Annotated in this window: 9 protein-coding genes; 6 read left to right on the top strand and 3 right to left on the bottom strand. The window is 73.5% G+C overall.

Annotated elements, in window-relative coordinates:
* The first annotated feature begins 10 nt into the window (after nt 1-10).
* Nucleotides 11-1123 (top strand): GuaB3 family IMP dehydrogenase-related protein, encoded by a 1113-nt coding sequence (locus ACFQ11_RS14905; protein ID WP_378298929.1) that lies wholly within the window; start codon nt 11-13, stop codon nt 1121-1123.
* A 241-nt stretch (nt 1124-1364) separates the two neighbouring features.
* A complete protein-coding gene (gene glpD / locus ACFQ11_RS14900; protein ID WP_378298899.1) occupies nt 1365-3104 on the top strand; it encodes a glycerol-3-phosphate dehydrogenase in 1740 nt (579 codons plus the stop codon).
* An 8-nt stretch (nt 3105-3112) separates the two neighbouring features.
* Here glpD and ACFQ11_RS14895 read toward each other — a convergent pair whose 3' ends face one another.
* Nucleotides 3113-3868, bottom strand: a complete 756-nt coding sequence (locus ACFQ11_RS14895; RefSeq protein WP_378298898.1) for a TetR/AcrR family transcriptional regulator — start codon at nt 3866-3868, stop codon at nt 3113-3115.
* Nucleotides 3869-4054: 186 nt separating this feature from the next.
* Between ACFQ11_RS14895 and ACFQ11_RS14890 the strand changes: the two genes are divergently transcribed.
* The 3 genes from ACFQ11_RS14890 to ACFQ11_RS14880 all read left to right on the top strand — a co-directional run bounded on the left by ACFQ11_RS14890 (nt 4055) and on the right by ACFQ11_RS14880 (nt 8225).
* Nucleotides 4055-5635, top strand: a complete 1581-nt coding sequence (locus ACFQ11_RS14890) for a succinic semialdehyde dehydrogenase (protein WP_378298897.1) — start codon at nt 4055-4057, stop codon at nt 5633-5635.
* An 8-nt stretch (nt 5636-5643) separates the two neighbouring features.
* Nucleotides 5644-7395, top strand: coding sequence for an FAD-dependent oxidoreductase (locus tag ACFQ11_RS14885; protein WP_378298896.1), 1752 nt, complete (start codon nt 5644-5646; stop codon nt 7393-7395).
* Between the two features lie 89 nt (nt 7396-7484).
* Nucleotides 7485-8225 (top strand): DNA alkylation repair protein, encoded by a 741-nt coding sequence (locus ACFQ11_RS14880; RefSeq protein ID WP_378298895.1) that lies wholly within the window; start codon nt 7485-7487, stop codon nt 8223-8225.
* Here ACFQ11_RS14880 and ACFQ11_RS14875 read toward each other — a convergent pair.
* Nucleotides 8213-9199, bottom strand: coding sequence for a zinc metalloprotease (locus ACFQ11_RS14875; protein WP_378298894.1), 987 nt, complete (start codon nt 9197-9199; stop codon nt 8213-8215). The genes ACFQ11_RS14880 and ACFQ11_RS14875 overlap by 13 nt on opposite strands.
* 273 nt (nt 9200-9472) lie before the next feature.
* Between ACFQ11_RS14875 and guaA the strand changes: the two genes are divergently transcribed.
* Nucleotides 9473-11041: a glutamine-hydrolyzing GMP synthase gene (gene guaA / locus ACFQ11_RS14870; RefSeq protein ID WP_378298893.1), complete on the top strand. Its 1569-nt coding sequence runs from the start codon at nt 9473-9475 to the stop codon at nt 11039-11041.
* A gap of 13 nt (nt 11042-11054) precedes the next feature.
* On the opposite strand, the gene ACFQ11_RS14865 is transcribed toward guaA, so the two are convergent.
* Nucleotides 11055-12092: a hypothetical protein gene (locus tag ACFQ11_RS14865; RefSeq protein ID WP_378298892.1), complete on the bottom strand. Its 1038-nt coding sequence runs from the start codon at nt 12090-12092 to the stop codon at nt 11055-11057.
* Nucleotides 12093-12230 lie beyond the last annotated feature (138 nt).

The following is a 12230-nucleotide window of genomic DNA, read 5'->3' as shown; positions in this document are numbered from 1 at the left end:
GGCCGCAGACGTGGAGATCGGCGCCGGCAAGAGCGGCCGGCGGGCGTACGCCTTCGACGACATCGGCATCGTGCCGTCCCGCCGGACGCGCGACCCGGAGGAGGTCAGCGTCGCCTGGCAGATCGACGCCTACCGGTTCGAGATGCCGCTGGTCGTGGCACCGATGGACAGCGTGGTCAGCCCGGCGACCGCGATCGCGGTGGGACGGCTCGGCGGGCTCGCCGTGCTCGACCTCGAGGGGCTGTGGACGCGGTACGAGAACCCGGAGCCGCTGCTCGCCGAGATCGCGTCGCTGGACGACGCCCGCGCCACCCGGCGGCTCCAGGACATCTACAACGAGCCGATCAAGGCGGAGCTGATCGGCCGCCGGATCGAGCAGGTCCGGGAGGCGGGGGTGACGGTCGCGGCGCGGCTGTCACCGCAGCGCACCGCGCAGTTCCACAAGACGGTGATCGACGCGGGCGTCGACCTGTTCGTCATCCGCGGCACCACGGTGTCGGCGGAGCACGTGTCGGGACGCGCGGAGCCGCTGAACCTCAAGCAGTTCATCTACGACCTGGACGTCCCGGTCATCGTGGGCGGCTGCTCCACGTACACGGCGGCGCTGCACCTGATGCGGACGGGCGCCGCGGGCGTCCTCGTGGGGTTCGGCGGCGGCTCGGGGCACACGACCCGGACGGTGCTGGGCGTCGCGGTCCCGATGGCGACGGCCGTCGCGGACGTGGCGGCGGCGCGGCGCGACTACCTGGACGAGTCGGGCGGCCGGTACGTGCACGTGATCGCGGACGGCGGCATGGTGAACAGCGGCGACATCGCGAAGGCGTTCGCGTGCGGGTCGGACGCGGTGATGGTGGGGTCGCCGTTCGCGCGGGCCACCGAGGCGCCGGGGCGCGGCTACCACTGGGGCAGCGAGGCGCACCACCCGGACATCCCGCGCGGCACCCGGCTCGAGGTCGGGACGATCGGCACGATGGAGCAGATCCTGCACGGCCCGTCGCACGTCGCGGACGGTTCGATGAACCTCATCGGGGCGCTGCGGCGCGCGATGGCGACGTCCGGGTACACGGAGCTGAAGGAGTTCCAGCGGGTGCAGGTCGTCGTGGCCCCGCGCCTGGTCGACTGACGCGTCGCCGCGGCGGGCTCCGCCGGGGGAGGCGACGGGCCGGCTCGCATGTCCGCGGAGGCTCGACGGAGCCTTTCCGAGTGTGTTCCGAAGCGCCGGATCCTTGCGGGTCCGGGGCTTCCGCGCGTCCGCGGAACTGAGACCAGGCACACCCGGGGAATCGGCGGATTCCGGGGTAGTTCCGTCCCTACTGTGGGGTAGGTACCTGGCGTAACCGAACCGTGTGTGGGGGGAATCTGCGATGACGGGATCACCGGTGACCGGCCTGGGCAGCTCGCGGCTGGGTCCCGCCGAGCGGGCCGCCGCACTCGACCGCATGGCGCGCGAGGAGTTCGACGTGGTCGTGGTCGGCGGCGGCATCGTGGGGGCCGGCGCGGCGCTGGACGCGGCGACGCGGGGCCTGTCGGTCGCGGTGGTCGAGGCGCGGGACTTCGCGTCGGGGACGTCGTCGCGTTCGTCGAAGCTGATCCACGGGGGGCTGCGGTACCTGGAGCAGTACAACTTCGATCTCGTCCGCGAGGCGCTGACCGAACGCAGCCTGCTCCTCCAGCAGATCGCGCCGCACCTGGTGCGGCCCGTCCCGTTCCTCCTGCCGACGACCCACCACGTGTGGGAACGGGCGTACTTCGGCACGGGCGTGGCGCTGTACGACGCGCTCGCGTTCCAGATGGGCAGCACGCGCGGGGTCCCGCACCACCGGCACCTCACCCGGAAGGGCGCGCAGCGGCTGGCGCCGTCCCTGCGCAAGGACTCGTTCACCGGCGCGATCCAGTTGTGGGACGCGCAGGTGGACGACGCCCGGTTCGTCATGATGGCGCTGCGGACGGCCGCGGAGTTCGGCGCGCAGATCGCGTCGCGCGTCCAGTGCGTCGGGTTCCTGCGGGAGGGGGAGCGCGTCACCGGGCTGCGGGTCCGCGACCTGGAGGCGAACACGACCGCGGAGGTCCGCGCCAAGCAGGTGGTGAACGCCACGGGCGTGTGGACGGACGACATCCAGGAGCTGGTGGGCGGCCGCGGGCAGATCCACGTGAAGGCGTCCAAGGGCATCCACCTGGTCGTGCCGAAGGACCGCATCCACTCGTCCACGGGCATCCTGCTCCGCACGGAGAAGTCGGTCCTGTTCGTGATCCCGTGGGGCCGGCACTGGATCATCGGGACGACCGACACCGCGTGGGACCTCGACAAGGCGCACCCGGCGGCGTCCCAGGCCGACATCGACTACGTGCTCGAACACGTCAACGCCGTCCTGACGACGCCGCTCACGCACGACGACGTGGAGGGCGTGTACGCGGGCCTGCGCCCGCTGCTCACGGGCGAGACGGACGAGACGTCGAAGCTGTCGCGCGAGCACGTCGTGGCGCACCCGGTGCCGGGCCTGGTCCTGGTCGCGGGCGGCAAGTACACGACCTACCGGGTGATGGCGAAGGACGCGATCGACGCGGTGGCGCACGGGCTGGACGGCAAGGTCGCCGAGTCGTGCACGGACCGGATCCCGCTCGTCGGCGGGGACGGCTTCCAGGCGATGTGGAACGCGCGGCACCGGCTGGCGAACCGGTCGGGCCTGCACGTGGCGCGCATCGAGCATCTGCTGCGCCGGTACGGCACGCTGGTGGACGACCTGCTGCGGCTCATCGCGGAGAAGCCCGACCTCGGCAAGCCGCTGACCGGCGCGGACGACTACCTGCGCGCGGAGGTCGTCTACGCCGCGTCGCACGAGGGCGCCCGGCACATCAACGACGTCCTGGCCCGCCGCACCCGGATCTCCATCGAGACGTGGGACCGCGGCGTCGGCGTCGCGCAGGAGGCCGCCGACCTGCTGGCGCCCGTGCTCGGCTGGTCGAAGAAGCAGCGCGACCGGGAGATCGAGTACTACCGCAAGCGGGTGGAGGCGGAGCGCGCCTCGCAGACCCAGGTCGACGACCAGGAGGCCGACGCGCACCGCCGCGGCGCCCCCGACATCGTCCCCACCGCCACCCCGTAGCGCGTCCCTCACGAGATTCCGGACGCGGGGGAGCGGCCGTCGAACGGCGCGTGCCCGGGCGGCGCGTCCGGCAGGGCGCCGGGCGCCTCCGCCGCGGTGTGCGCGAGGGCGAGGGCGCGGGCGGTGTCGTAGAGGCGGGCGGGGACGCGGGCCGGGTCGAGGAGGTGCTGGAAGGCGAGGCCGACGTCGAGCGCGACGGCGAGCGCGGCGCGGTCGTCCGGGGCGATGCCGTCGCGCTCGGGCAGGTCGCGGGCGAGCAGGGCGCGGCGCTCGGCGTACCAGTCGGCGATCCGCCAGCCCGCCGCGTAGTCGCGCATGCCGTACAGCCAGAACTCGACGAGCAGGAGGGCGATGCGGCGGGCGCCGTCCGGCGGTTCGGGGGACGGGCGGGCGCGCCCGGCGCGGCGGCCCGCGTCGGGTTCGGGCAGGGCGGGGGCGGGCTCGGCGGGGTGCAGGCCGTCGCGGAAGCCGGTGCCGAGGCGGTCGCCGGTGAAGCGTTCCAGGAGGGCGAGCAGCAGGTCGGTCTTCCCGGTGAAGTTCGAGTAGACGGCGCCCTTGGTGAGCCCGGCGGCCGCAGCGACGTCGTCGAGGGAGGCGCCGTGGATGCCGTGTTCGGCCCATAGGCGTTCGGCGGCGGCGAGGAGGGCCTCGCGGGTCTGCTCGCGGCGCTCGCGCCGGGCGGCGGGGCCGCCGCCGGCCCGGTGGTGCCGCAGTGCGCCGTTCGCGGCGTGCGGGGGCGGGCCGTCGCCGTGGGCGTCGGTCATGGGGGGTCCCTTCGCGTGGGGGGTCGCGTCGGCTGCTGCCTTTTCGGAATACACCGGTCGAGCATGGTCAGTCCGGGAGTTGCGGAAGTCCGCGCCGGTTGGAACGGTCCGTTCGGGTGGGCGGCGGGTGAAATCGTCGTTACTTGCGGGTAGCAAAAATGGCCGGGCGGTCATACCCTCTTCTGCATGGCATCTCCGACGGTCCGTGCCGACGGTGCGGCAGCGCACGAGCTCCCCCCGAACCTCCTCGACCGGCTTGCCGCGCGCGTGGCGTCGGACGGCGCCGAGTCGGCGACGATCCCCGCCCCGTTCACCGGCAAGCCGCTGGCGACCGTCCCGCTGTCCACGGCGGACGACGTCCGCCGCGCGCACGAGCGGGCCCGCGCGGCGCAGCGGGCGTGGGCGGCGCTGCCCGTCCGCGAGCGGGTCAAGCCGTTCCTGCGGCTCGCGGACGCGCTCGTGGCGCGGCGCGAGGAGATCCTCGACGTCATCCAGCTCGAGACCGGCAAGGCCCGGCGGCACGCGCTCGAGGAGTTCCTCGACGTGGCGCTGTGCTCGCTCTACTACGCGCGGCGCGCCGGGAAGCTGCTGAAGCCGCAGCGCCGGCAGGGCATGATGCCGGGGCTGACCCGCGTGCAGGAGCTGCGGCACCCGAAGGGCGTCGTCGCGCTGATCGCCCCGTGGAACTACCCGTTCGCGCTCGGCGCCAGCGACATCGTGCCCGCGATCATGGCCGGGAACGCGGTCGTCCACAAGCCCGACACCCAGACGTGCCTGTCCAGCCTGTGGGTGCTCGACCTGCTGGTCGAGCTGGGGCTGCCGGAGGACGTGTGGCAGATCGTCGTCGGCGACCCGGCGCAGATCGGCGACCCGCTGATCGGCGAGGCCGACTACGTGTCGTTCACCGGCTCGACCCGCGGCGGCAAGGCCATCGCGGAGAAGGTCGCGCCGCGCCTGGTCGGGTACTCACTGGAACTCGGCGGCAAGAACCCGATGATCGTGATGGCGGACGCCGACGTCGAGCGGACCGCGCGGGGGGCCCTGCGGGCCTGCTTCACCAACGCGGGCCAGCTCTGCATCTCCATCGAGCGGATGTACGTGCACGAGGACGTCTACGACCGGTTCGTCCCCCGGCTCGCCGAGCTGGTCGCGAACATGAAGCTCGGCACCGGGCTCGACTTCGAGGCCGAGATGGGCTCGCTCACCTACGAGCGGCAGCTCAAGGCCGTCACCGAGCACGTCGACCAGGCCGTCGAGGCGGGCGCGACCGTCCTCGCGGGCGGGAAGGCCCGGCCGGACGTCGGCCCCCTGTTCTACGAGCCGACGCTGCTCACCGGCGTCACCACCGACATGGACCTGTGCGCCAACGAGACGTTCGGCCCGGTCGTGTCGATCTACAAGTACCGGCACGAGGACGAGGTCGTCCAGCGCGCCAACGACACCCAGTACGGCCTCAACGCCTCGATCTGGACGAAGAACGTCGCGGCGGGCCGCCGCCTCGCCGCCCGCATCCAGGCCGGGACCGTCAACATCAACGACGGGTACGGCGCCGCCTACGCGTCCTACGACTCGCCGATGGGCGGCATGAAGCAGTCCGGGGTCGGCCGCCGCCACGGCGCCGAGGGCCTGCTCAAGTTCACCGAGGTCCAGACGATCGCCAGCCAGCACTACCTGGACCTCGAGCCGCCCGGCAACGTCGGCTACGACACCTTCGCCGGGGTCATGGCCAACGGGATCAAGCTGATGAAGAAGCTCCGGATCAAGTAGGGGTGCCAGTGAAGCGCGACTACGACGTTCTCGTCGTCGGGTCGGGGTTCGGCGGCAGCGTGACCGCGCTGCGGCTGACCGAGAAGGGCTACAAGGTCGGGGTGATCGAGGCGGGCCGCCGCTTCGACACGAACCCGTCCGGGGCGCCCGGCTCCCGCTACCCCGGGCTGCCGAAGACCAACTGGCGCGTCGCCCGCTACCTGTGGGCGCCCGCGCTCGGCCTCACCGGCATCCAGCGGCTGCACCTCATCCGCGGGACGAAGCAGAGCCGCGTCCTCGTCATGGCGGGGGCGGGCGTCGGCGGCGGGTCCCTCAACTACGCCAACACCCTGTACGTGCCGCCGGAGCCGTTCTTCAAGGACCGGCAGTGGGCGCACATCACCGACTGGCAGGACGAGCTCGCCCCCCACTACGACCAGGCCAAGCGGATGCTCGGCGTCGTGCAGAACACGACGACGACGGCGGCCGACGAGGTCATCCGGCGGGTCGCCGACCGGATGGGCAAGGGGCACACGTTCGTCAAGACGCCCGTCGGCGTGTTCTTCGGGCGCGGCGCCGGGGTCGAGAGCGCCGACCCCTACTTCGGCGGCGCCGGGCCGCGCCGCCGCGGCTGCCTCGAGTGCGGCGAGTGCATGGTCGGCTGCCGGCACGGCGCCAAGAACATGCTCACCGAGAACTACCTGTACCTCGCCGAGAAGGCCGGGGCCCGGGTGATGCCGCTCAGCCGCGTCACGGACGTCGCGCCGCTGGACGGCGGCGGCTACGCGGTCGAGATCGTCCGGACCGGCTCGTTCGGCCGCGACCGCAAGACCCTCACCGCCGAGCAGGTCGTGTTCGCCGCCGGGACCTACGGCACCCAGAAGCTCCTGCACAAGCTCAAGTCGACCGGGCGGCTGCCGCGCGTCTCCGACCGGCTCGGCGCCCTCACCCGCACCAACTCCGAGGCGATCCTCGGCGGCGGGCGGCCGAACGGCAAGCCGGGGCCCGACTACTCCAAGGGCGTCGCGATCACCTCGTCGTTCCACCCCACCCCGGACACGCACATCGAACCCGTCCGGTACGGGCGCGGCTCCAACCTCCTCGCCGGGCTGCAGACGCTGCTGGTGGACGGCGACCGCCCCGGCGAACCGCACGTCCCGCGCTTCCGCAAGTTCCTCCGCGAGGTGGCCCGCAGGCCCCGCGACCTGCTCCAGCTCTTCGACGTCCGGCACTGGTCCGAGCGGACCGTCATCGCGCTCGTCATGCAGACCCGCGACAACTCGATCACGCTGTCGCCGAAGAAGGGCCCGTTCGGCTGGGACGTGCGCGCGACGGCCGGGCACGGCGAGCCGAACCCCACGTGGATCCCCGAGGGGCACGAGGCGACCCGGCTGATCGGCGAGGAGGTCGGGGGCCTCGCGGGCGGCACCTGGGGCGACCTGTTCGACGTCCCGATGACCGCGCACTTCCTCGGCGGCTGCGCCATCGGCGACTCCCCGCGGACCGGCGTCATCGACCCCTACCACCGCGTTTACGGGCACCCCGGCCTGCACGTCGTCGACGGCTCGGCCGTCTCGGCGAACCTCGGCGTCAACCCGTCCCTGACGATCACCGCGCAGGCCGAACGCGCGATGTCGCTGTGGCCGAACCGGGGCGAGCCCGACCCGCGGCCCGAACTCGGCGACGCCTACCGCCGCGTCGACGCCGTCGCGCCGAAGAACCCGGTCGTCCCGGCGGAGGCGCCCGCGGCGCTGCGGCTGCCGATCGTGGACGTGAGCTGACCGCGCTCCGGACGTCCGGCCGCGCCGGGCGTCCGATGGCGCCGGACGTCCGGCGCCCGGCGTCCGGTGCCCGGCGTAGCCTGACCCGCATGGACGTCGAGGGGGAGGCCGCGAGGATCCTCGCGGAGCTGCGCGACCGTGCCGACCCGGCCCGCGCGGAGAGCGAGCGGCGGTACCTGAAGAGCGGGTTCGTCCACATCGGCGTGACCGTCCCGGTGCTCCGCGAGATCGCGGTGTCCGCCGTGCGGACGCCGCCGGCGCGCGACGACCTGCTCGCCCTCGCCGCGGCTCTCTGGACGGCCGAGGACGCGGGGCGGCCGGTGCACGAGGCGCGCATGGCGGCCATCGAGGTGCTGGTCCGGCGCGTCGCGGTCCTCGACGCCCGCGACGTCGCGGTCGCCGGGCGGATGATCCGCGACTCGGCGAGCTGGGTGTACGTCGACAACCTCGCCGAACGGGTCGCGGGCGCGCTCGTCCTGCGGAGCCCCGGCCACGCGCCCGTCCTGGACGCCTGGGCGGCCGACCCGTGCATGTGGATCCGGCGGTCCGCGCTGCTCGCGCTGCTGCCCGGCGTCCGGACGGGCGCGCCCGACCTCGACCGCATCGACCGGTTCGGGAGCGCGCTGGCCGACGAGACCGAGTTCTTCATCCGCAAGGCCCTCGGCTGGGTGCTGCGCGAGCAGTCGAAGAAGGACCCCGCGTGGGTCGCGCGATGGGTCGAGGCCCACATCGGCGACGTCTCGGGCGTGACGCTCCGCGAGGCCGTCCGGTACCTGCCGGACGGCGACGCCGCGCGGCTCGCGGAGGCCCGCAGGGCTCAGCGGCGGTAGGCCGCCCAGACCTTGTGCATGCGGTCGCCCTGCCCCTTCGTGAACGCGGACATGCAGGTGTCGTAGCTGTAGTTCATGAAGTTGTGGACCGGGTCGTCGCCGGGCTGCGGGCACGTGTCCTTGCCCTCCGGGCACCCGTTGGACGGGTCGCGCTCCGCCGGGGTGTCCGACACCCGGTCGCCCTCACCGCCGCAGCCGTCCTGGAACGTGTGGTACAGGCCGAGCCAGTGCCCCACCTCGTGCGTCGCGCTGAACCCGCGGTTGAACTTGTCGATGTGACCGCCCGGCATGCTGCCGTAGTGGATCGTGACGCCGTCCATCTTCGGCTCGTCGCGGTACTTCCACGGGAACGTCGACCAGCCGAGCAGGTCGCCCTCGACGTACGCGCTGTACAGGTTCAGCGTGCCCTTGCCGCCCTTGCGCAGCCGCGGCTTGTACGACCGCTCGTACTGCTCCGGGTACCGGAACCAGTCGGCGTTGTCGGAGCGGGTGACGTCGCGCAGCCTGAACGACACGTCGGTGTCGTCGCCGCCGTACCGTCCCCCGTAGGCGTCGTTCATCACCTTGATCTGGCGCTTGACCGTGGCGTCCGACACGTTGCCGCGCGATCCGTCGTGCAGGACGTGGAAGTACACGGGCACGGTGATCTGCTTCGCCGCCCGGCGCTCCGCCGCGTTCGCCTCCGGCGGCTCCTTCGGGCCGAGCGACAGCCCGAGCCCCTCCAGGATCCGGTCGAGGTCCGACTCGACGGCCGCGGACTCCGCCGGAGTGAGCTCCGCGTGGTCCTTGTGCCCGTGCCCGTGCTCGCCGTGCCCGTTCGGGCCGGGCCGCAGCCGCGCCGCTGCCGGAGCGCAGTCGTCCCGGACGGCCTCGCGCTGCCCGGTCGCGAGCCCCGCCGGAGCGGCGGCGGGGACGGCGGCGGGGACGGCGGGGACCAGGGCGGCGAGCAGGGCGGCGGTGGTCAGCAGCTTCACGGCACTCCTACAGAAGCGGGCGCGGACGGGCGGCACGCGGACACGACGACACGTGGACACGTCGACATGTGGACACGGCGACATGCGAACACAGGGCGTCATCAACAGGTATCAGAGCGAAGTCATGGCGCGCGTGTGATCCAGGTAAATGGATGCCGACCGTTATCCTCCGCATCCGGTCCGTCAGCGCCGACGCCGCGGGCGCGGGCATCAGCGCAGGCCGGGGCCCGTAGACTGGGAAGTCCTTCCGGCCGTGGGAAAGGCGTTTTGTTGGTGGCCGCAGACCAGTCCTTCGACACCGTTCTCGTCGTCGACTTCGGCGCGCAGTACGCGCAGCTCATCGCGCGACGCGTCCGCGAATGTCACGTGTACAGCGAGATCGTGCCGTCCACGATGCCCGCCGCGGAGATGCTCGCGAAGCGGCCCAAGGCGATCATCCTGTCCGGCGGGCCCGCCTCGGTGTACGAGGACGGCGCCCCCGCCGCGCCCGAGGGCCTGTTCGACCTCGGCGTCCCCACCTTCGGCATCTGCTACGGCCACCAGGTGATGGCCCGCGCCCTCGGCGGCACCGTCGAGAACTCGCACGTCGCCGAGTACGGCGGCGCGACCGTCGCCGTCTCCTCTCCCGGGATGCTGTTCGCGGGCCTGCCCGCCGAGCAGGCCGTCTGGATGTCGCACCGCGACTTCGTCAGCCGCGCCCCCGACGGCTTCACCGTCACCGCCAGCACCGACGTCACCCCGGTCGCCGGCATGGAGGACCCGTCCCGCGGGTTCTTCGGCGTCCAGTTCCATCCCGAGGTGCTGCACACCGAGCACGGCATGGAGATCCTGCGCCGCTTCCTCTACGAGGGCGCGGGCTGCCGTCCCGGCTGGACGATGGTCAACATCGCCGAGGACTCGATCGAGGCCGTCCGCGCCCGGGTCGGCGGCAAGCGCGCGATCTGCGCGCTGTCGGGCGGCGTCGACTCCGCGGTCGCGGGCGCGCTCGTCCAGCGCGCCATCGGCGACCGGCTCACCTGCGTGTTCGTCGACCACGGGCTGCTGCGCAAGGGCGAGGCCGAGCAGGTCGAGAAGGACTTCGTCGCCGCGACCGGCGTCAACCTGCACGTCGTCGACGCCCAGGACCGCTTCCTCGCGGTCCTCGACGGCGTCTCCGACCCCGAGCAGAAGCGTAAGATCATCGGCCGCGAGTTCATCCGCGTGTTCGAGGAGGCCGCCCGCGAGATCGTCGGTGAGGACGCCCCGGAACCCGTCGAGTTCCTCGTGCAGGGCACCCTCTACCCGGACGTCGTCGAGTCCGGCGGCGGCACCGGCGCGGCGAACATCAAGTCGCACCACAACGTCGGCGGCCTCCCCGAAGACCTCCAGTTCAAGCTGGTCGAGCCGCTCCGCACCCTGTTCAAGGACGAGGTCCGGGCGCTCGGCGAGCAGCTCGGGCTGCCCCCCGAGATGGTGTGGCGGCAGCCGTTCCCCGGCCCCGGCCTCGCCATCCGCATCGTCGGCGCCGTCACCCGCGAGCGCCTGGAGATCCTGCGCGACGCCGACGCGATCGCCCGCGAGGAACTCACCCGCGCCGGGCTCGACCGCGACATCTGGCAGTTCCCGGTCGTCCTGCTGGCCGACGTCCGCTCGGTCGGCGTCCAGGGCGACGGCCGCACCTACGGGCACCCGATCGTCCTGCGGCCGGTGACCAGCGAGGACGCCATGACGGCCGACTGGGCGCGGCTGCCCTACGACCTCCTCCAGCGGATCTCCACCCGGATCACCAACGAGGTCCGCGAGATCAACCGCGTCACCGTCGACATCACCTCCAAGCCCCCGGGCACCATCGAGTGGGAGTGACCCCCGGGCGGGGTCAGCCCCGCCGGGGGCGGGCCGCGCGCGCCCAGGCGTCCAGCAGCCGCGCCGCCGAGCCGCCGACCGGGCCGACCGCGTCGGCGAGCACGTCGCGGCCGGGCAGGCGGGCGGCGGTCACGGCCTGGACGGCGTCGGCCGCGTCGCCGATCGTGGCGGAGCACACCGACAGCAGGTAGTCCGGGACGGACAGGGCCGGGTCGGTGCAGCCCACCACGGGCGTGCCGACGGCCGTGATCAGCGGGAAGATCGTGCCGGGGATGCCGATCGCCGCCTCCGCGCGGGCGGACGCCCGCAGCGTGGGCACGTCGCTGATCTCGTACTCCTCCCACAGCGAGCGGTCCTCGCGGGGGTGCAGGCCGACCAGGACCCGCTTGCCCGCCGCGCGCAGCCGCTCGGCCGCCGCCAGCAGCAGCTCGGTGCCGGGCGCCGCGCCGCCCGTCCCGTCCGGCCGGGTGACGCTCGTGACGACCAGCACCAGACCGGGCTCCGGGCGGCGCACGGGCAGGTCGTCCGTCTGCGGCGAGCCCACGACCCGGATGTGGCGCCGGGTGCCGAGATGGCCGCCGAACGACCGGGCCTCGGCCGGGGAGGACGACGTGACGAGGCGCAGCCCGCGCCGGACCCGGTCGGCGCCGGGCGCCTCCTGCGGCCCCAGGTAGGCGAGCGAGCTCGCCGCCCGCGGCAGCCGCCCGAACCTCGCCGCGCACTCCAGCGGCCACTCGCCCGCGCCCGTCACCACCAGCAGGTCGGCGCGCGGCGCGTCCCGCGGCGTGGCCACCGGGACGGTCTCGTCCGCGTCGATCCCCGACAGGTCGGGGACGAGCTGGGTGAGCCGCACGCCGCGCCGCGCGGCCTCGGCGAGCAGCGGCCGGACGTGGTAGACGCCCCACGGTTCGTTCGTCGCGATGAGCACGCGCGGACGGTGCCGGGGGAGCGGGGAGGCGTCGGCGGGGGCGGCGAGGGCGAGCGCCCCGGCGGTGCCGAGCGCGCCGGTCAGCAGCGTGCGGCGGCCGAGGATTCCTTGATCGTTCGTCACGTCCGTGACCGTAGACGCCCAGGCCGGACGGCAAGTGAACGGCTCGGGAACACCCGCGGGAAAGCGTGCGGCCCGGGTGCGGGAGCACCCGGGCCGCACGGTAGGCGCGTCGCGTCGGACGGCGTCGTCAGCCGGTGG

Origin of the sequence: Actinomadura sediminis (assembly GCF_042675525.1) — a bacterium.
GTDB lineage: Bacteria > Actinomycetota > Actinomycetes > Streptosporangiales > Streptosporangiaceae > Spirillospora > Spirillospora sediminis.
The sequence above is the reverse complement of the archived record's forward strand: the minus strand, read 5'-3'. Positions and strand labels throughout refer to the sequence as shown.

Coding starts and splice junctions, on each gene's coding strand:
- ACFQ11_RS14890 (WP_378298897.1), top strand. CDS start 4,055: ATGGCATCTCCGACGGTCCGTGCCGACGGTGCGGCAGCGCACGAGCTC.
- ACFQ11_RS14895 (WP_378298898.1), bottom strand. CDS start 3,868: ATGACCGACGCCCACGGCGACGGCCCGCCCCCGCACGCCGCGAACGGC.
- ACFQ11_RS14880 (WP_378298895.1), top strand. CDS start 7,485: ATGGACGTCGAGGGGGAGGCCGCGAGGATCCTCGCGGAGCTGCGCGAC.
- glpD (WP_378298899.1), top strand. CDS start 1,365: ATGACGGGATCACCGGTGACCGGCCTGGGCAGCTCGCGGCTGGGTCCC.